General features: G+C 67.2%; 16 protein-coding genes. 10 read left to right on the forward strand and 6 right to left on the reverse strand.

What is annotated here, in order from left to right; genetic code table 11:
- Positions 1–5: 5 nt before the first annotated feature.
- The 5 genes from ACQP00_RS20675 to ACQP00_RS20695 all read left to right on the forward strand — a co-directional run bounded on the left by ACQP00_RS20675 (position 6) and on the right by ACQP00_RS20695 (position 7,791).
- A complete protein-coding gene (locus ACQP00_RS20675) occupies positions 6–1,766 on the forward strand; it encodes a UvrD-helicase domain-containing protein (RefSeq protein ID WP_433221452.1) in 1,761 nt (586 codons plus the stop codon).
- On the forward strand, positions 1,759–4,905 hold the full coding sequence (locus ACQP00_RS20680; protein WP_433221454.1) for a DEAD/DEAH box helicase: 3,147 nt from the start codon (positions 1,759–1,761) through the stop codon (positions 4,903–4,905). Before ACQP00_RS20675 ends, ACQP00_RS20680 begins: the two co-directional genes overlap by 8 nt.
- 24 nt (positions 4,906–4,929) lie before the next feature.
- Positions 4,930–5,508 (forward strand): restriction endonuclease, encoded by a 579-nt coding sequence (locus ACQP00_RS20685; protein WP_433221456.1) that lies wholly within the window; start codon positions 4,930–4,932, stop codon positions 5,506–5,508.
- A 439-nt stretch (positions 5,509–5,947) separates the two neighbouring features.
- Positions 5,948–7,042: a hypothetical protein gene (locus tag ACQP00_RS20690; RefSeq protein WP_433221458.1), complete on the forward strand. Its 1,095-nt coding sequence runs from the start codon at positions 5,948–5,950 to the stop codon at positions 7,040–7,042.
- Positions 7,043–7,176: 134 nt separating this feature from the next.
- Positions 7,177–7,791 carry a hypothetical protein gene (locus ACQP00_RS20695; protein WP_433221460.1) on the forward strand — a complete coding sequence of 205 codons (615 nt, stop codon included), beginning with the start codon at positions 7,177–7,179 and terminating at the stop codon, positions 7,789–7,791.
- A 97-nt stretch (positions 7,792–7,888) separates the two neighbouring features.
- Here the strand turns inward: ACQP00_RS20695 and ACQP00_RS20700 are convergent, their stop codons facing one another.
- The gene (locus ACQP00_RS20700; RefSeq protein WP_433221462.1) at positions 7,889–8,524 is read right to left on the reverse strand and encodes a hypothetical protein; all 636 of its coding nucleotides are present in this window, start codon (positions 8,522–8,524) and stop codon (positions 7,889–7,891) included.
- A 1,294-nt stretch (positions 8,525–9,818) separates the two neighbouring features.
- Between ACQP00_RS20700 and ACQP00_RS20705 the strand changes: the two genes are divergently transcribed.
- Positions 9,819–10,535, forward strand: coding sequence for an HAD family hydrolase (locus tag ACQP00_RS20705; RefSeq protein WP_433221464.1), 717 nt, complete (start codon positions 9,819–9,821; stop codon positions 10,533–10,535).
- A 16-nt stretch (positions 10,536–10,551) separates the two neighbouring features.
- On the opposite strand, the gene ACQP00_RS20710 is transcribed toward ACQP00_RS20705, so the two are convergent.
- The 5 genes from ACQP00_RS20710 to ACQP00_RS20730 all read right to left on the reverse strand — a co-directional run bounded on the left by ACQP00_RS20710 (position 10,552) and on the right by ACQP00_RS20730 (position 15,189).
- On the reverse strand, positions 10,552–11,832 hold the full coding sequence (locus ACQP00_RS20710) for an XRE family transcriptional regulator (RefSeq protein ID WP_433221466.1): 1,281 nt from the start codon (positions 11,830–11,832) through the stop codon (positions 10,552–10,554).
- A gap of 229 nt (positions 11,833–12,061) precedes the next feature.
- Entirely contained in the window at positions 12,062–12,775 is a 714-nt protein-coding gene (locus ACQP00_RS20715; RefSeq protein ID WP_433221468.1) for a creatininase family protein, read from the reverse strand.
- A 4-nt stretch (positions 12,776–12,779) separates the two neighbouring features.
- A complete protein-coding gene (locus tag ACQP00_RS20720) occupies positions 12,780–14,039 on the reverse strand; it encodes a hypothetical protein (protein ID WP_433221470.1) in 1,260 nt (419 codons plus the stop codon).
- A 56-nt stretch (positions 14,040–14,095) separates the two neighbouring features.
- Positions 14,096–14,293: a DUF397 domain-containing protein gene (locus ACQP00_RS20725; protein WP_433221472.1), complete on the reverse strand. Its 198-nt coding sequence runs from the start codon at positions 14,291–14,293 to the stop codon at positions 14,096–14,098.
- The gene (locus ACQP00_RS20730; RefSeq protein ID WP_433221474.1) at positions 14,290–15,189 is read right to left on the reverse strand and encodes a helix-turn-helix domain-containing protein; all 900 of its coding nucleotides are present in this window, start codon (positions 15,187–15,189) and stop codon (positions 14,290–14,292) included. Before ACQP00_RS20730 ends, ACQP00_RS20725 begins: the two co-directional genes overlap by 4 nt.
- A gap of 1,320 nt (positions 15,190–16,509) precedes the next feature.
- Here ACQP00_RS20730 and ACQP00_RS20735 point away from each other — a divergent pair.
- From ACQP00_RS20735 to ACQP00_RS20750, 4 genes are all read left to right on the forward strand, one after another.
- Complete coding sequence (locus tag ACQP00_RS20735; protein WP_433221476.1) at positions 16,510–16,761, forward strand: hypothetical protein; 252 nt, start codon at positions 16,510–16,512, stop codon at positions 16,759–16,761.
- 160 nt (positions 16,762–16,921) lie between these two features.
- On the forward strand, positions 16,922–17,695 hold the full coding sequence (locus ACQP00_RS20740; protein WP_433221478.1) for a GOLPH3/VPS74 family protein: 774 nt from the start codon (positions 16,922–16,924) through the stop codon (positions 17,693–17,695).
- Between the two features lie 120 nt (positions 17,696–17,815).
- Positions 17,816–19,288: an APC family permease gene (locus ACQP00_RS20745; RefSeq protein ID WP_433221480.1), complete on the forward strand. Its 1,473-nt coding sequence runs from the start codon at positions 17,816–17,818 to the stop codon at positions 19,286–19,288.
- Positions 19,289–19,299: 11 nt separating this feature from the next.
- Positions 19,300–19,947, forward strand: a complete 648-nt coding sequence (locus ACQP00_RS20750; RefSeq protein WP_433221482.1) for a GNAT family N-acetyltransferase — start codon at positions 19,300–19,302, stop codon at positions 19,945–19,947.
- The last annotated feature ends 335 nt before the right edge of the window (positions 19,948–20,282 follow it).

Consider the following 20,282-nt stretch of genomic DNA (forward strand, 5'->3'; position numbering starts at 1 on the left):
GGGGCATGGACGAGATCGACTTTTCGCCGGCGCAGCGGGCTCTGATCGACAAGCCGGGCAGCGTCTTCGTCCCGGCGTGCCCGGGCGCCGGGAAGACCCAGAGCATCGTCGAGCGCTTCATCCAGCGCCCCGGGGTCCCCGCCCGGCAGGGCGTCGCCCTGTTGTCGTTCACCAACGCCGCGATCAACGAGGCGCGTCAGCGGTGCGCCCAGCGGCCCGACCTGCTCACGACCCCGAACTTCGTCGGCACCATCGACGGCTTCATCAACCGGTTCATCGTCACGCCGCTGTACAAGGCGTTGACGGGCACGGTCCCCACGTTCAAGGATTCGTGGCACACCGTCCAGGGCACCACCTTCGGGGTGGCGGGGGTGCCGCTGGAGTTCCAGCTCGGCTGGTTCGCCTTCGGCCACGACGGCGGCAACGCCCGGCTCGTCAACCACCAGGTCCCGTACGCCCAGCGCAGTACCGTGACCAACCTCCCGGACTGGCAGCGGACGAAGGCCACCACCAGTGCCTCACGCCTGGCCCGCCGGTTCCTTGCCAATGGGGTGATGGACTGCGCGGCGACGCGGGTGCTGATGGAGCATTACCTCACCGACCCGATCAACCGAGCCATCCTGGGCCGGCTGATGACCGCCCGCTTCGGGTCGGTCATCGTCGACGAGGTGCAGGACTGCTCCAGCAGCGACATCTTCCTCGTCAACTTCCTGCTCGACTGTGGCATCGAGACCGTCATGGTGGGCGACCTCGACCAGTCCATCTACGGCTTCCGCGGCTCCACCATCGAGGAGGTCAAAAGCCTCGTTGGCCGGGTCCCCGAAGGCACCCGTTTCGACGGCAACTACCGAAGCTCCCCGGCGATCTGCGCCGTCGTCAACAGCTTGCGCGCCAGTGCTGGCACCGACATCCCGCTCGGGAAATGGAAGGACGACCAGTACCCCGTGGTGGTTCTGCCCGTGAGCGGGTTCGGCCACGCTCGCTCGAAGATCATCGAGGTCGCAGGGTCTATGGGCTTCACGCCCGTGGAGATCAAGGTGCTCGCCTACGCCGAGACGACCGCCCGCGAGTGCGCCGGCGCTTCGCCGCCGGGCGACAAGGGCGGCGGCAAGCTCGTCCAGTTCGCCCAGGCCGCAGCGACCCTCCAAGATCTCCGCGCCAGCGCCCGGGCCCGCACCCAGGCCATGCAGACGATCGAAGGCATCCTCCGCGGGCTCGGCCACGACGACGACCGTGTGCTCGCCGACGCCGAGTTCCTCGACTCCGTCGGGCTCACCCCACGCACGTTCCGGGACGGTTGCCTGCGGCTCGCCAGCAGGACCGCTCCCTTCGACGGCCCGCCCAGCGCCTTCCGCGCCGAGATGCGCAACGGGCTCAACGCTTTGGGGTGGGACGGCTGGATCAACACCGGCGGCCTCCGCTCCCCGAACGGCGACACCTGGCCCGTCCGCATGGTCGACGAACCCGACGCGCTCGACTGGTCGACGATCCACGGCTTCAAGGGCCTCCAGGCGACCGTCACCGCGGTCGCGATCCCGCCGCTGCCGAAACGCGCCACCTCCGCCGACGGAGTCGGGCTCTGGGGCGAGGGCGATCCCGGCGAAAGCCGGCGGGTGCTGTACGTCGGCGCGTCCCGAGCCCAGCGCCTGCTCATCCTGGTTACCGCCGACCCGCAGGTGCCCGCCGTGACCTCCTGCCTTCAACGGGACGCGGTGCCGTTCATGGTCGTCCAGAACACCCGAGACACCGGGAGCATGAATGCCTGACACCCCAGCCGCTTCGGCGCGGCAGTTCCATGGCCTGTTCATCGGCATCAACCGCTACCGGTCCAAGTCGGTGCGGCGGCTGGCGTCGGCCTCCCGCGACGCGAAGGCGCTGCACGCGGTCTTCTGCGACAACCTCGGCGACGCGAACAGCACATTGCTGGTGGACCGGGCTGCCACCCGCGACGCCGTCGTGGCGGGTCTCCTCGATCTTCAGACCCGCAGCACGCCCGAGGACGTCGTGGTCATCTCGTTCTCCGGGCACGGCAGCACGACCCACGAGCTGGTCACTCACGACGCCGACCCCGACAACCTGCCGTCGACGTCATTGCCACTGGACCAGTTCACCGACCTGGTCAGCGCGATCCCGGCCCGCCAGCTGATTGTGATCTTGGACTGCTGCTTCGCCGGCGGTGCGGGCGCGAAAGTGCTTACCGCGCCGCTGGTGCCGCGCGGCAGCTTGACCGGCTTGCCGGAGTCCACGGACGCCCGGCTGGAGCGGATGGCGGGCACCGGGCGGCTCGTCCTGGCCGCCGCGACCGGTGAACAGGAGGCATGGGAGGACCCGCATCTGGGGCACGGGCTGCTCACCTACCACCTGCTGCGGGCGCTGCTCGGCGCAGCAGCCGATGAAGGCAAGCAGGTTCGTCTCTATGACCTGCTGGCCTTCGTGACCCGTGAGGTCAAGGCGAAAGCCTCCGGGACGGTGGCCGCCGCGCAGGATCCGAGCCTGCGCGGTCAGATGGACGGGGAACTGCTGTGGCCGGTCTTCGTCGACACCGGGCCGCTCTACTCGGCGCAGTTCCCGTCCTCCGTGCTCGCCCCGGTAACCCGTGACCTTGCGAGCCTGCGTGGCCACGGCATCCCGCAGATCGTGCTGGACGCGTGGGCCGCGCGCATCGACGAGCTCAATGACCTTCAGGTCGACACGATCAACCAGGGGCGCCTCCTCACCGGGGTGAACCTCCTGGTGACGGCGCCGACGTCCTCCGGCAAGACCATGATCGGGGAACTTGCCGCCATCCGCGCGGCGCAGGTCGGCGGCCGGTCGGTGTTCCTGCTGCCGACCCGCGCGCTGGTCAACGAGCAGTACGCGAGGTTCTCGCGAACGTACGGGGCAATCGGGTTGCAAACCATACGGGCCACCGGGGAAACGGCCGACGACGTGCCGGCCCTCCTGCAAGGGCAGTTCGACCTGGCGGTGCTGACCTACGAGAAGTTCGCCGGACTGGCCCTGGGCAACCCGCACCTGCTCAAGCTGCTCTCCGTCGTCGCCATCGACGAGGTCCAGACGATCGTCGACCCCAATCGCGGCGCCTACCTCGAATTCCTCCTCACCGTGCTCAAGGCGCGCCGTCCCGAAGGCGTCGCGCCGCAGGTCGTCGCGCTGTCGGCGGTACTGGGCGACCTCGGCGGCCTCGACAGCTGGCTCGACGCCAACGTCATCGCCCGCACCGAGCGGCCCGTGCCCCTGCTCGAGGGCGTCCTCGGCCCGGACGGGATCTACCGGCATGTCGACGCCGACGGCGAGGAGGCATCCGAACAGCTGGTCGCGCCGATCGGCTGGCTGCGTAGCAGCCAAGACCTGATCATTCCGCTGATCCGCAAGCTCGTCGGCCAAGGTCAACAAGTCATCGTCTTCCGGAGCACCCGAGGGGTAAGCCGCGGCTGCGCCCGCTATCTCGCACGGAGCCTCGGTCTGCCGCAGGCGACGGCGGCGCTGGAGAGGCTGGCCGGCGCCGACCCCAGCGCCGTACTGGCTGACCTGCGCCAATGCCTTGCCGGCGGGGTCGCGTTCCACATCTCCGACCTGGCGCGCGACGAGAAGATCGCCATCGAGGACGAGTTCCGCGCGCCGGCCAGCGGCATCCGGGTACTGGTGTCCACCACGACGCTCGCCCAGGGCGTGAATCTTCCCGCCGAGACGGTGATCATCGTCGAGCTCGATCATCCGATCGGGCCGACCGAGACCACCCCGTACTCGGTCGCCGAGTACAAGAACATCGCCGGACGAGCCGGCCGGCTCGGTCTGACCGACGGGGGCCGCGCCGTCTCGATCGTCGGCGGGGGCATCGACGGTGAACGCCGCTGGCGGGACTACGTGCTGGGCAAGCCCGAGGACCTGCGGTCTCAGCTGCTGAACCCGCAGCAGGATCTCGCGACGCTGCTGCTACGCGTGGTGGCGGTCGCCTCACGGCGAGAGGGTGTCGCGGTCCTCACCGAGGCCGACGTCATCGCCTACCTATCGAACAGCTTCGCCGCACATCAGCAACGGCTCGTCGGCGCAGCGGATCCGTTCCCAGCGGCGGCGGTCTCCACCGTTCTCGGCGATCTTGTCGGTGCCGGTCTGCTGTCGTCCACGACGGCCGGGATCGAGCTGACCGAACTCGGCACGTACGTTTCACACAGCGGTCTGCGGGTGTCGTCCGCCGTCCGCGTCGCCCGCGTGTTGCGGGTGGTGAACTCCGCCGCGTTGAATCGCGTCACCATCATCGCCGCAGCCCAACTGACCGACGAAGTCGCCAGTGCTCGCCCGCCGGTCAACGGCAGGGGTTGGCAGAAGGAGCAAGCAACCTATGGCGGCGAGTTGCAGCGGCACGGGATCGCCGGGCCGGTACTCGCGGCGTTGCCCGGCCCGGAGCGCAAGACGGCCGCCGAACGCGCGAAGCGGGCGGTCGCCTGCATGCTGTGGATGGCCGGCCTCCCGGTGGGCCGCATCGAGCAGCAGCTCATGATCCACATGCCGTCGAAAGACGCCGCAGGCGTCGCCAGGGCTTCAGCGGACCGGACGCAAAGCGTCGTCGGCACCGTCATCGACATCGCCCGGTGCCTGCACCCCGAGGCAGATCTCGACGATCTCGCCCGTCTCCTGCCGGTCCAGCTCGAGTTCGGCATCCCGGCAGAGCTGGTGCCGCTGGCCCTGCACGCGGGTGCCGCGCTCGACCGGACGGACTACCTGCGGCTCGCCACCCGGTCTCTCGTCGACCCGGCCGCGATCGCCGATGCAGAAGACGAGCCCCTGTTGGCGTGCCTCAACAGCAACACCAGCAAGCTCGACCTGCTGCGGCGGGCCGCTCGCGCCGCGCGTGACGGTGCCGATAGCACTGACTTCGCCGACCTGCTGCCGGCCTCTGCCGACTAGCCCTCACCGAGAGCGAGCACCATCATGATCAACGATTCCCCGCCTCCGACCGACGCTGAGGAAGAGGACGATCACTGGCCGTCGTTCGACATCACGCCGAAGGCGTACGAAGAAGCCGTTGCCGCAATCACCAAGTCGATGAACCTGCAACTGGTCGGCTGGGAGGTCAAACACCTCGAGTCGATCGACGGGCTGGACGGCACCTACATCATGGACGTCACCGCGCGCTTCCAACTGGCGGGCATGGACTTCCTCATCCTGTTCGAGTGCAAGCGGCACAAGGACCGCGTCAAACGATCCGATGTCCAGGTGCTGTACACCAAGCTCCAGTCCACGGGTGCCCAGAAGGGCGTGGTGGTCGCCGCCACCGGATTCCAGAGCGGAGCACTGGAATTCGCCAAGGCCCACGGCATCGCCTGCGTCCGCCTGGTCGACAACGCTTGGATGTACATGACGCGACACACCCAAATAGCCAACCCGCCAGCCCTTACCGGCGCTTACTCCGGCTATTCAATGACACCCGACGGCGATGGCGACTACGAGTTTACGCTGCTCACCGGCAGCCCAGATAACACACGCTCAATACTGATCGACGGTGCCTAACTGGCCTTGGCATTGTGGGTTGATCGGCAGAATGCGGTGCGCATTGCGAACCGTCGATCGTGCCGATCAGCGGAGCTGTCCGTCAGAGGGGATCAGACGAGCGAGGCGATCGGCTCATCGCACCAGCCGAACACTCGAGGCACAGGGCCAAGCCCTCGACGCTCACGACTGGGCCAGGTCCTCTCCAGCTTCGGAGGAAAGTCAGATCGCTGATTACCGGCTGACGGTAACGCTGAGTAATGGCGACGCCGCTACTCGGCGACCGTCCAGCATCCGGATCTGCCGAGAAGAGTGCACCATTGGGTCGGCTTCCGGAGGCCGGTCGCCCGGCGGCCGACCCACTATGGCGCCATCTCTCCTGCCTCTCGAATTTGAGTTGGGACACGGATGGAATACGGATATCCTCGTTTCAGTGACAGCATCGAGGATGGTGAGCTGCTTGGTAATCGAAGCAGGGACTAATCTGCGCGGATACATGGTGACCGTTGTCGGCAGGGCCGTAGAAGGTAACAGATTGAGCGATCTGCCCGAGGCGCTTCATCTGGGCGTCGAGCTGGAGCTAAGCGAAGAAAAAGTTCTGCTCCACGTGCCCGTCCAAGCGCCGAATGGTGCAGTGGCGCTGTCAACAGGACGCAGCATTGCCGAAGATTTTTTCCGTGTCCTCGGATCGAGTCACTCAGCGTACCTAATTGACCTGGAGGACGAACGCGACAAAATTACCCGCACCGACGCCGTCTACGTCAGCGAAGGACCCGTGCCGGAGGCCGATGTCGCCGAGGGCGGTATCACCGAGCATGGTCTACAGTGGCTGGATCCAGAAGGCGAGGCGCGCCGCGCAGGAAGGGTTTTCCGCATTCGCGCTGCGGGCTACGTAACTCATCCGGTCACGGCAGATGCCCGACGGTTCGGTGGAAGGGAGCGTTGGTCGCCACGACTGCGGTCTGGATTGTCGCTATATTGGGCCGCTCAATGCAGCATTGACCACCAGGTTCGGTTCGTCCTCGGAGTGGCGACCCTGGAAATTCTTGCCGAAAGGAATGCGGAGAAGCTGCTTGCAATTCGGCTCGATGGTCCTCGCCGGAAGGCGTTGCGGCGATCTCTCCAAGCAGCATTGAAGTCCTTTGAAGAGCTAACGACCGAGGACATTGCGCGCCTGTTGCAACGCCTAATGGATACGCAGGCATTCGGTGCTACACCAGCACTTACGCATTATCTGAATCATTTGATCCCTGACGGATCCGGCGATCTGGCTGGGGGCGTTACTGAGGATGAAATTCGTTCCTGGACGCAGGGCCGTGGTTCCTATCTGCATGCCGGCCCACCTGACCAGTCAGACGTTGCTTCACTCAATCGGCTCAACTTATTTGTAGGCGAGGCCCTACGTCGCGAACTCGACCAAGTTGTCCGACAGTCGAACGGCCTCGAACCGAGCGCCGAACTCGGTTCGACCGAGCAATGGGTCCAAGACGTCACTCCACAAGTTTCAAAAGCCGCGTCTAGTTCTGATGCTGCTGCGGGCGCGCCCGCAGTTTGATCACGTTTCCGCTCAAGCCGCGTTCCGAGCGACGGCTGTGCTTGCCGAGTCGGCCCATCTGGTGGTTTGCGCACACGACCGCTGTTCAGTACCGGTGAACGATTATTCGCCCGGGACACCACGAAGAGGTGATCATGGCTGTCTTGCTTTCGCCCGTTCCCACGCCCTCACCTGACCTGGTGCGCACTCACCTTGCAAGCTGGCATGGCAATGCCAACGAAAAGATCGACGTCGCGCTGAGGACCGTGTTCGAAGCAATGCCCAACAATAGCGACGTGGGGCAGGTGGGTGTCAAGGTCGCAGCGCTCAATGGCCTTTACTCGACAAATATCTTCGGCGTATTTCAGGTCGCACAGCACATCGTGAGCCTCGACATCGACGCCACGCTGGCCGATCACGCCGTGAACTCCGATCTGATCGAGCAGATCGCGAATATTGAAATCGGCGGTAAGCGGCGGCGCAACTTTTCGTTCGCCACCAAATATTGCAGCTTCCATCGGCCCGACCTGTACCCCATCTACGACTCCCTAGTCGCCGAGGTTCTCAACACCCTGCTCAAACAGGGTGAAACGTTCGACAGCTTCACTCCTGGCGAACGCTGGATGGCCGACTACGCGATATGGCACCGGTCGGTCAGTCGGTTCCGCAGGTACTACGGCCTGGACGAATTCTCCATTCGCGATATCGATAAGTACTTGTGGACGCTGGCCAAGGCCCGGAGGGGCTTGACCGCTGGTGCGGCCACGTGACCGGCGTGCGCTACCCACGATCGTACCGATAAGCGCGCACTCGATCTTCCCCGAAGCTCGTACGTAATCATGGCGTTTGAGTCCGGAACACCCTGGATCAAGCTGCCTCACCAATGATTTGTCGCTGGATTTCAAGGTGGCGACGTAGGTCAATTACGCTGGGGTTCTCAGAATTCGTCACCTGTCCCCGAATTTCGTCCAGGTCGTCCAGGTCGGCGGAGTAGGCCTCGGCGAGCCTTCGCGTGTGATCAATCACGAGACTGATCAGCGACCCCCACAGCTCGGTTGAGAAGTCGACGGGACTGCCGCCCTCGTCAAAGCGTGCTTGAACGGTATCCAGATCGGCAATGAGCCGGCTGATAATTGTCGCGTCCACCTTGCCTTCGCGACCTGCTTCCAGATATGTACGCAGCGAGGCGTTGAGGCTGGCGACACATTCAATAAAATCGCGTTGGCCCGCCCTCTTTCGCTTCTTCACAACGATATACGTAACCGCCCCTGCGACTATCGCGGTGCCCAGAACCGTGGCCACGACGCTACCCCGAGACCTCAGCATCGCCGCGGAGCGCCGCAACGCCTCCTGGCCGTTCTCGGCGCCGTGCATGCCTTTTAGGAGCTTGACGAGCCTTCCTGTGGCGACATCACGAACCACCCCGCCGTCCAGGAAAAGCTTCCCGCTGGCTATACCTACCGCCATCTCTCCGGGCAGTTCGAGTTGCGGCTGAATGATCACGGCGCGTCCCTCCTCTTCGTTGGCCTGGTTGCTACATAGTGGTACGTGGCTCAGCTGCGTCCTGACCTAGCCCAGCGCACGCCAACGCCGGCTTGGCAATCGTCGCGGTACACCGCCTGATGCCCGAAGGCAGGTCAGCTGTCCGCTGATGGCCGCTGGTCGCGCTTGATCACGTATCCGGACATGCCGCCGATAGTGCTCGGCAGGCTGGTGACTGTCGGGGCGAGCAGGACTCGCGATCCGGCGTTGTCCAGTGTGCGGTTGGGCGGACACCGGTGGCCGGTAGGTTCTGGGCGTGCAACCGCGTCGGCACCGGATGCGTCAGCGGCAACGCCGGGACTCGGCACAGGCATGGATACGTTCCGGGTCGGCGGTCACGGTGAAGCACTACGCCGAGCGGTACGGCGTCGACGAATACACGGCCTAGGACGACCTGACCGCGCTCGGGTTCGCGTTGCCTGGCTCGGCGCGGCAGTGGGCGCAGCGCCCACCGGCGACACCTGGCCGTACCGTCGAGCGTGCCACCCTGCCGGTCCACGACGAGTGGTGGATCATGCTGGACGGCTGGCCGTTCTTCGTCGCGGGCCATACCTCCGGCGGCGTTCCCTACGGCACGTTCGCCGACGAGATGCCACCATACGATGATCCGTTTTGAGGGCGCTTCGAGGTCAAGACGTGGGATGTCTGCCGTGATCGGCGCGTCTTGATCTGCCGAAGTACGAGTCGATCCACAGTGGATGGACGATCTACGCTATTGTGACGTAATCGGGCCGTCGCGTCGACTCTGATCAAGGCTGTGAGCTGGACTCGGCTCAGCGCGGACTAGTTGAGTCGGCCTGGAGCGCTTGATCCTCGCCCGAACACGGTCCATCAACGCGGTGTGGTCGATGGAGTCGAAACACGCTTCGATGTCCGCGTCGAGCACCCACCGGTACCCGTTGGTGCTGTCGGCGCTGCGGAGCTCACCGAGCAACGCCTTGGCGTCGGTTCCGTCAGCTGCCCATCGTTGGTGGACGTGCTCGAGGTAGGGGTCGAGAATGCTGGACCGGGCGCCGGTGCGGGCGGTGGCGATGAGATCTTCGAGGTCGGACGCCCGGGCGTAGCGGCGGACGGTTTCGCGGCCAGGTCGAGGGTCGCGATGCCGATTGGGCGGTGCGCGTCGTGGAGCCGGCGGCGCTGCGATGCTGGTGCGGCACCGATCAGATCGACAGCTCGTGTCGGCGCTGGCGTCGTTCGTGCTGCCAGGACGAGGCGTAAAGTGCATCCGGCATGATCCTTGTGCGACGATAGGCCCGTGGAGCAACCGGATGCTGGCCTAGTGATTTGGGACGTGGACGGCACGCTGATCCCGGCAGATCTGCGCTGGTTGCGGCGTTCCATCGCCCAGACCTACGGGATCGATGAGGCGGAGGTAGCCTTTCCGGACAAGAAGGTCCACGGCTACACCGACGAGTCCATCGTCGTTGACACGGCTGCCGCCTCCGGCATCGCATCAGCCCAAGCCGAAGCCGGCGTCCCACGCTTCCACGAGATTCTGGCCCGAGTCATGGAAGCGGGCCGTGATGAGCTCGCTCACGCTCAACCGCCGTATCCCGGCGCCGTTGGCAGTATCGCCGAGCTGCACCGGCGAGGTTTCGTACAGACGGTTCTAACCGGCAATTTGCGAGTCGCGGCGGAGATCAAGATCCAATCACTGGGCCTCAGTGGCGAACTGGATCTGGAGATCGGGGGATACGGCTCCGACGAACGAGACCGGTTTCGGCTTCCTGGTGTCGTCGCGCGCCGCTACCAGGATAAGTACGGTGCCGCGGTCGTACCCCGGCGAACTGTGGTGGTCGGGGATGCACCGAACGACATCGCGTGCGCGAGAAGCGCAGGGTTCCGCGTGGTGGTGGTCGCGCATCGGGCAAGCCGGCAAGAGCTGTCGAACTACGGTCCGGATGCCGTGCTGGATTCGCTCGAGCCGGACGTCGTCGTCGCGACCATCGCTGCCCTCGTCCAGCAGGTGTGACCTTGAGTTGCCGTCGCTAAACCGCGGCCATCCTCTCGTCCAACTCCTGGACGACGCGCTCGGTGTCCCATCGCCGCAATCCCTCACGGGCGCGCCGCGCACGAGCAGTGCCCCGGAGGTTCCCGATCCGCAGCAGCTGTTCGTATGTGTCACCGAGCTTCGTGCAGGCCATGTCCAGGTGGCCGGTCAGCGCGTAGGCACTCGCGAGGTCGACATGTGCGGCAAGCGCCACGTTTCTGTTTTCCGGGTCCTCGTTGAGTGCTGCCGAGGCTCGTTCAAGGTGCAGGATGGCGGCCTCGGGTTCGCTGAGCAGGATGCGGCACGTTCCTTCGTATACATCAAGGCGTGAGCGATTCCAGTCGCTGAAGAGGCCGGTTCGGTTGGCCGACGTGATACCAGCAACTGCCTGCCGCGCTCGGTCCAGTGCGGCTTCGGTCTCCGCCCGCATATTCAATGCCGCATACGTCTGGGCCTGCTCCGCAGCGATCCTGGCTTGAGCGGCGCTGCTGAGGTGCTCTGCTGCCGAGGCGGCCTCATTCAACAGCCGCAGCCCGGTCATGACGTTGCCGTCGGCATGAATCAGCGTCGAGGCACCCGAGTGCAGGTTGCTCTCGAAAATCCGGGCAGTCGCACCGAGCCGGATATTGCCGACCCGCTCGGCGAGAGCGCGTGCGTGTGCGCAACGGGCGAGGGCGACGGATCGGTTGCCCTGCGCACTCCACAGTCGGCTAGCGACGATGGACGCTTCCCCGAGCATCACTCCGATGGCGGCGCTCGCCGAATCCCCCACCGCCTTGCGGAACAGGATCAGGAGGCAATCACGATGCGCTTCCACGAGACTGAGCAGGGTTGCGGGCGCAACCGCTTGCCGCTGCTGGGCAAGCATGCTGGTAACTACGGAAAAGCTGTTCCAGTCGTCGTACTCGCCGCTCTCAAAGCGAGCTACGTCACCGGCAAGCACCTTGGCGATTTGCGGATCGGCGCTGCCTATCTCGTCGCCAGAATCCACATCCGTGTATCCCGAGACCCAGTCTCCAGACGATTGTCCCGGCTCGCGAACCCTTATTGTGACGGCGTTTCCCGTGTGGCGGGGGATGTAGAGGCCGAGTTCGGTGTCGGTGGCGGTGCCGAGGGCGTTTCGGAGGGCGGTGCGGCGTTCGTCGCTGGGCCAGCGGTGTTCGCCGCGTTCGAGTTTGCCGATCCAGCGGCTGTCGACGTAGTGGGCGGTGAGGTCTCGGCCGGGGTAGAGCTGGTCGAGGGCCCGGTTGACGGCGTCGGCGAGTTCGGTGCGGGACATGCTCTGTCCGGGCCGCCAGGGTGATGGTGTCCGCTCGCGGGCTCGGCGCAGCGTGGGGTTCGGTGTGATCACCGCATCGGGACGACGAGGCATCGGCTTCCTCCTTCCGCAACGGACCGGCCCTGCCAGCTGCTTGGACGCCCATCGGCTGGCGGTGCCTGAGCGATGTCAGCGTATCGGTTACCACCGAGGTTGTGTGCACTGCCAGCCACTGCCCGGCTTCGAACGGTTATCGGGCCTGCAGGAGGTTGAAGTGCTGCTGGAACGATGCGACCAGGCTGGCCAGGAGCAATATGCCCTTTTCGGCGGTTCCGGCGGAGGGTTTCCCGATGATGCCGGTGGTGGTGTACGCGCGCATCCCTTCGACGAGCAGCATCGATCGGTCATCGGCGGCGTGATCACCGTCGCGGTAGGCCGAGCCGACGAGTTCGGGTTGGACGTGCAGCAGGATCGAGACCTCCACTTCGCCCGCGTGCATGTCGTGGTGTGCGTCGGTGTCGAGGTGTGCGGCGGCGCGGGCGGCGTCCCAGTCGGTCCTCGTCGGGAACAGGCTCATGGATCGTGGTTCGGCGGCGTTGGCGGTCTGGACGATGTTGCTCAGCACGTAGTTGCCGCCGTGGCCGTTGATGAGGATCAGCTTGGTGATGCCGCTGCCGTTCAGGGAGGTGCGGATGTCGGCGATGATGGCGGACAAGGCGGTGTGGCTGATGCTGACGGTGCCGGGCCAGGCGGCGTGTTCGTGGGAGCACGAGATGGTGATGGGCGGCAGGAGCAGCACGTTGTAGCGCGTGGCGACGGCGCTGGCGATGGCGGTGGCGACGATCGAGTCAGTGGCCAGCGGCAGGAACGAGCCATGCTGTTCGAAGCTGCCGATGGGCAGGACCGCAACCTGCGGTTTGCTGGCAGCAACGTTGGCGGTTGTGGCGGTCGGGAACATTTCCACTGGCCTATCTTGGCACCGGCCCGGCGACGGCCTGGCGGTGTGCGTGGAGGAACGTCTGGACGGTGGGCAGGGTGCGGTGCGGGCGCAGGGCCACGGCGAGCGGCTGCAGGGCGCGCACCGGACGGTAGGAGCCGGCTTGCGCGCCGAGGTGCAGGGCCAGGCTGCCGTGGTGGGCGGCGCGTTCCGGATCGGTGGTCTGGTAGCAGTCGCCGAGGTGAGCGTGCCACATGCCGGCGTCGAAGGCACCCGCTGCCGGTCCGGTGAGGAGTTCCTCGAGGATCGTGGCGGCCGAGGTGGTGTCGCCGAGCAGGAACCGGCAGCGGGCGTCGACTGCGGTGACGTATCGCAGGTCGCAGTGGTCGGCGAACTCTTCGGCCGGTCCGGGCCCGGCGGCGCGGATGCTGCGTCTGGCCTGGGCGACGACGGTAACGGTCGTGTCGTCGCCACATGTGGCTAGGGCTTCGGCCATCCTGGTCAGGCAGAGTACGTGGGTCCGGGCGGGGACTCGACCGTAGGTGAGGGCCCGGCGGGCGAGCTGGATGGCAGTGCGGACGTCACCGCCGTCGAGCGTGTGCTGGCTGTGCCGCATCAACGTGTATGCACTGAACAGGGGATCCTCGGCGGCGGTGGCGTTGCGGTGTGCGCGGTGCAGCCAGATGGCGCCGTCGGGCTCTCCGGTGTTGTCGGTCAGCCAGCTCAGGAACTCCGACCAGCGCGCGTCAACTCGCGCGAGATCCGGGCGAGCGCCGCCGTGTTGCAGTCGTTCCAGGGCCTGCAGGTGCAGGCGTACCCGGTGCAACGTGTCGGCGGCGATCGCGTTGTCGGTTTCGGTGACCAGGGCGCCGAGTTGTCGCAGCCACGCCTCGGCGGTGTCCAGCGTCGCGATCCCGGGCTCCTCATGGTGCAGAGGCGCTGGGAACTGTCCAGGGCGTGAACCAAGTGCCGGCGTGTCCGGTGCGCGGCGTGTAGGGAACAGGCCAAGGTCAGCGTCGGTACGGGTGTGCAGGACGTGGCGGAGGGCGGCTCGGCGTTCTCGGGCCGGCCAGCGGTGCTCACCGCGCTCGAGCTTGCCGATCCAGCGGAAGTCGACGTACAGGGCGCGGATGTCGTGACCAGGAAACAGCAGTTCGAGGGCGGTGTTAACCGCGTCGGCGACCTCCGACCGGGACATCGGCCGGTCCGGCCGCCGTGGGGCGATCAACCGGCTGCGGGCCGCCACGAACTGTGTATTCGGTGCCACCTCGGTATCGCGATGGCGCGGCATGCGAGCGCCTCCACAGGGTCGGCATGAGAGTGCTGCGGCCGGTCGGCCGCAGCGGTTCAGTGATCGAAGCGGCCGGTGCGGATGTCCCGGGTGAACGCTGCCCAGCTGGCCGGGTCGAAGTCGAGCAGGGCGCCGCCGGGGTCTTTGGAGTCACGGACGCCGATCGAGCCGCGATCGGAGTGGCCGACTTCGACACAGTTGCCGTCGTCGCTGCGAGTCGATTTACGCCAACCGGTATATGCGGGATTGATCATGCTGCTACTCCTTGCATCGGTGTGAGGTTCTGCGCGGCTTTGGCTAGGGTGTGCAGGCTCGGTGCGGGATCGAGCGCGGCGGCTTTGAGCCGGGCGTGCAGATGCTGGTCCGGGTCGATCTGAGCGGGTTCGGTGTGGACGCGGTCTTCGGTGAGGGTGTCGACCGCGACGGCGACCGAGCGCTGCGGGTCCCGGTAGCGGTAGATCGAATAGGCGGACCGGGGCGCGCTGTGGCCCTTGAGCGGGGCGCCGATCGGCAGCACCCGGACCGTCACGTTCGGATGCTCCGAGCAGATGGCGACGAGGTGGCGCAGCTGCTCGGCGACGATGTGGGGCTCGGCGGCGCACCGGCGGACGGCGGCCTCGTCGAGCACCACGTCGTAGCGGGGCCCGTCCGGTGCGAGCAACAGCTGCTGACGCGTCGCGCGGGCGGCGACCGCGGCGGCCGGATCGAAGTGATCGCCGTGGCGGGCCGGTTCGCAGCGCAACCGTGCGTCGGCGAACGCGGGTGTCTGCAGCAGACCGGGAAAGAGGGCGAAGACGTACTCGGAGATGGTGTCCGTGCCGCTCTCCAGGTCGGCGTACAGCGCCTGCCGAGCGCCCATCTGTTCGGCGTCTGCGGTCCACCAGCCGCGGGTCCAGCCGTCTGTCGCGGCATCCATGATCGCTGCGCGCCGTTTGGTGCCCACGCCGAGGTATTCACAGATGCCGCTGACCAGGTCGATGTCCGGGCCGACGCGTCCGTTCTCAAGTGCACTGAGCTGCTTGCGCGAGAACCCGAGGACTCGGGCCAGCGGTTCTGCGGCGATGCCGTACTCCTCGCGCAGGCGCCGGATCTCCGTCCCAACCATTGTCGGCGAATGAGCGGACTCGGGCGGCTCACCGGCAGCCTCCAACGGTCACTGGAAACCGGACCGCCGCGCTGCAACCGTCCGGACGGCCTCAATGTAACCCCGACCCGGGGACCAGCAGCCCGATTGACCTCGCGGAACCTTTGGTAAAAGGCCAGCTCAACGGCCGGTCGGACAACAAGTCGGTACGGTAAGTCGGACCGTAAGTCGGCATTCCCAGCGCTCCGCCGGTACGTGATCGTTGACTCGCAGCGAGTTACAGATCAATGGACTGTCGAATGGAGCTGCTGGACTAATGGCATCCCCACGCCTGCACGAGTTCCCGGCCTCCGGTGCGGGCCGTGGCCTGCGCCAGGCCCAGGTCGGAGTTGGCGACGGGTATCTCGCTCTATCGGCAGAACAGCCGTGAACGCCACTGGCGCGGGACAAGCTCAGTGCGCCTTCACCGATTCTCGCGATGTCTCCGCCATCGCGGGGACAGGTGCCGAGGCTGCGCGCGCCACCGGGCGCGGGGTCAGTAGCACTCGGCTTCACGCAAGGGGCCGGCATCGTCAGCGTCCGGCACTTACGGCTCATGGAGCAGCTGCCCGCACTGGAGATGACCGAGGCCGACGAGGTTGTCCGTGGGAGGGGCTGCCCTTGCCGCGTGCTCCGAGCTCCGCGAGCACCATCCCCGGTATCGCCGTCGGAAACGACCGACGGTTAGCAGCCCTGGCGGCCGCCGCGGGTGCGCGGGAAAGCCCTCCGATCCGGGCTGAGATCTACGCCGACCGGCAAGCCACGCACGTCGGCGCAGGCCGTCGAACAGCTTCCGCCGGCCGTCGTTGTTCGCTCAGGCGGCGGTCGGCGGATCTCAAACGCCACCACACCTCCAGCCTTGGTCACCGCCCAGCAGGCCGCAGCAACGATCCGGGCGGACCAGACGCGCACTACAGGCACAACACAGTTGACCGGGCGCGTGTCGCGCCGTACTGGCCTAGGGAGGCAGTGATGCGGATCGGTGGACGGGTTGGTGGCAACGACGCGGTGCTGCCGCAACCGCGAACGCACAGGCGGACGGCAGCCGACGACCGGCCGACCGCTCAGGAAGGCACGGACAGCCGACGGCATGAGGTGTCCCGGAGCCGCAGATCGGTCGGCGCGGGATGCGACGCCGGATCGTGTGGCTGGAACGTGCCGACGTCGTTGATCAGCTACGGGTTGACGGCCGGTCAGGCGTGGCGGGCCGATGGCGGTGGCAGATGACACGCGCAGCAACTGTTGCTGGCGTCGTCGTGGCTGTGTTCGCGAGCCGCGTTGTCGCCGTGGCGGGTACGGCGGGGCGCATGCCGCGGCAGTTTCCCGCGGCGGTGGGGGGTGTGCCGGATGTCTGAGGGATCGGGCGACGTTGTTCCGGTCGGCGTCGGCGAGGTGCTGGTGCTGCGGGAGACGGACTACCGCTACGGCACGGGGGAGCTGCGGCTGCGGGTGACGGCAGCGCCAACCCAGTCACCGGATCCACATTGGATGACGGTTTCCGGCGTGGAGCTTCGTTGGAATGACCAGCCCGGTGTCGAACGTGAAGTGTCGGTTCCGGTCGAAGTACTGCGGCATCCGCGGGTTCGGAGCGTGCGATGAACGCCAAGACGGCGTCGGCAGCGGGTTTGCGGGCGCCCGCACGGCCTATCGGGAACCTGCGTCTGATCGCGGATGCAGGACGGGACTGCGTTCGGCGGCAGCGGATGGCTGGCGTGGGTGGGCGCGTGGCGGCCGCGTGGTTCGTAAGCGTGGTGGGCCGATGATCCGGGATGCTGAACGGCCGGCCGACAGTCTGTGGCTGCTCGCTCATGACGCGGGTACGGGTCGTCCATTGCTCGGCCCGCGGGTGCTGGGGCTGGGTTTGGCGGGTGCGCTGCTGGCCGAGTTGCTGCTGGGCGGCCTGGTCCGGATCGACGGCGGGTTGGTGTACGACGTTGGGCTGCAGCCGTATCTGCGCCGGGTCAAGCATTACGCGCGCGGGTTGTCCATCGTCGGCTGGTGCCCGTTGTCGTATCGGCCGGTCAATGTCGCCGACGCGGACACGCTGTGTCCGCGCTGCTTGGAGCCGGGTGTGGAGGATATGCCGGAGCCGTTGATGCGGCGGCTTCTGAGGGACATCGGCGCGGAACGCAGCCCGCGCAGGGTGGCGGACTGGCTGACGGTGTTCAGCCGGGATGCGCCGGACTTGGTCACCGAGCGGTTGGCCCAGGACGCCTGGCTATTCCGCCAGCCGTACCGGAACCTGCTGGGCCGGCGGCGGGAACGCTGGCTGGCGGCGCAGTACCTCGAGGCGGAGAAGCCGGCCTGGACGCTGCGGCAGGTGGTGCACGGTGAGCATCCGGCCGACGCTCATCACCGGGTGGTGGCCGGGTTTGTCGAGGCGCTGGGCCTGAGTCACGCGATCTTCGGTGACGCCCGTGAGGCTCGCAGCGCGGTGGCGGCGTTGCAGGCGCAGCTGAGCCCGCCGCTGCAATACCTGATCGAGCAGACCAAGACCATGGCCGACGACGCCGTCATAGCCCATACCGGCTGACCCCGGGCGCCGACCCGGGAGTTCCACGGCGCCGTCCGCGGACCGCGCCGCCATACCCCTTGCCCTCTGCCGCTGGCTGGCGGCCCTCCGATGTCGAATCTCACCTCTCAGGAGCACGTTGTGAAGCATGTGTTGCACCCGTCGCCGGTGACGACTGCGCTGACCCGCGGTCGGCTCGGCGCCGTCGCGTTGTCCGGGCCGCTGCTGGCGGCTGTCACGCCGTTGGTGGTGATACTCGGCGTCGTGCCGATCGCTTACGCGAGCGGTCTGATCGCGATCCCGCTGGCGCTTCTGGTGGTCGCCGTGGTCCTGGCGGTGTTCCTGGCGGCGTATCTGACGATGGCCAAGCATGTGCAGCAGCCGGGCGGGTTCTTCGCCTACATCTCGCTGGGGCTGGGCCGGCCGCTGGGGGTGGCGGCCGCCCTGGTCGCGGCGCTGGCGTACAGCATGTTGCAGATCGGCCTGTACGGGCTGCTCGGCGCGTCCATGGCGGAGATGGCGCACGACTGGGTCGACCTGCCGTGGTGGGGGTGGGCGCTGCTCGTCGGTGGGGTGGTGGCGTGTCTGGGTCCGGCCCGGGTCGATATCGGCGCCTGGGTGCTCGCGGCGCTGGTCTGCCTGGAAATGGTGGCGATCGTGCTGCTGTCGCTGCGGGGGCTGTCGCACCCGGCGGGCGGTCATGTGACCCTGGCGGCGTTCGACCCGCGGCTGCTGGTCGCGGGCGGGGCGACCGCGGCGTTCAGCATCGTCGTGCTGGCCTTCGTCGGCGTGGAGCAGGCGGCGACGTATGCGACCCAGGTCAAACACGGGCGACGCACGATGCTGCTGGCGTCGTTCGGGGTGCTGCTCAGTGTCGGCGCGGTGTATCTGCTGGGCAGCTGGGCACCGCAGGTCTTCTACGGCGACGCGGTGGTCGCGGAAGCCGCCGACCCGTCCATGATGGTGGCGATGGCCGGCGACGGCCCGCTCGCGTCGTGGGTCCAAATCCAGCTGCTGCTCAGTGTCAGCGCGGCGTTGCTGCCGTTCCACAACGCGACGGTGCAGTACCTCTACGGTCTGGGCAAGCAAGGGCTGCTGCCCCGGCCGTTGGGCCGGACCAACAGCTTCGACGCACCGGGCTGGGCCTCGTTGTGGCAGTCGGTGCTGGCCGCCGCGACGATCGGGGTCGTCGCGATCACCGGCTGGGATCCCGTCACCGGCATGTTCTACTACCTCGGCAACGCTGGCGGGTTCGGGGTCCTGCTGCTGCTGGCGCTGACGTCGGTCGCCGTGTGGCGGTACTTCCACCGCGACGGGTGCGGCGAGACGGTGTGGGCCCGGCTCATCGCCCCGGTTGCTGCCGGGATCGCACTGTGGGCCATGGTCGCCCTGGTGGCCTCGAACTACGCCACGCTGCTCAACGTGCCCCCGGACGCGGTCGCCGCGTGGGCGTGGCCGGCCAGCTTCCTGATCCCGGCCGCGGTGGGGATGCTGCTGGCCGGGTACATGCGGTGGCAACGGCCGGCCACCTACGCCGCGATGCTCCACGACACCGCACCCCGGCCGCTGGCCTACGGCCCGGCGCGCAGCAGTGTCCGCGGCGGCACCCGATGATCCCGGCGGACATGCGGCAGCGGGTCCGGACCGCCACCGCACAGGACACCCGGGCTGTGGCCCGGCTGATCGCCGAATCCTTCGCCCCGATCGACCTCAGCCGCTGGCTGGTCCCGCCCGACGACGAACGCGTCCACGTCCTGACCAGCTACTTCGCCATGCACGTCGAGCATGCGTTGCAGCACGGCCAGATCGACGTCATCGACGGCCCGGCGGCGCCGGTCGCGGCCGCGGTCTGGTTCGCTGTGCCGCACCCGGACGTGCCCGGCTACGCAGGCCGCCGACGGATCGCCTGCGGCCCGTGGACCGAACGGTTCGAACGCCTCGAAGCGCAGATGCACCAGGCCCACCCCGCCGCCACTGGCCCGCACATGTACGGGGCGTTCCTCGCCGTCGAGGAACACAGGCAGAACCGCGGCCTGGGCAGTGCCCTGCTCGATCAGCGGCTGGCCGACATGGACCAGTACGGGTTGCCCGCCTACCTCGAAGCCGCCAACGCCCGCAGCCGCGACCTGTATTTGCGCAAGGGCTTCATCGACTGCGCACCGGTGTTCGACCTGCCCTACGACGGCGAACCGCTCTACCCCATGTGGCGCGACGGCCGACACGACGCCAGCCATACCGACGCCGAACCGCAGGCGGATCAGGAACCGCAATGAACGGCCCCGCGGTCCGCGGCACATGCCGGCGGCCCATCGACCTGCCCGGACCGGCGTACGCAGTCGTTGCTGCGTAAGCCGGTCATGGCGACGCGCTGCGGCCTGTGGGAACACGCGGCGCGCCCACGGGACGGCCGCGGGAACCGATGCCCCCGCGGCCGTCCCCCCAACCACGGACACCCGACGCCGGACACCACCAGCCCGGCCAGACGCCGACATCGAAGGAGCATCCATGACCGTCGCAGCCGGCACCGGGCAGCCGGGCAGCACCGGCGAAACCAGTGCACCGCTGCTGCGGGGACACACGCGCACCCATACGGTGCGCGCCGACGTGA

The organism is Dactylosporangium sp. CS-047395 (genome assembly GCF_050942185.1).
In the GTDB taxonomy this organism is placed as follows: domain Bacteria; phylum Actinomycetota; class Actinomycetes; order Mycobacteriales; family Micromonosporaceae; genus Dactylosporangium.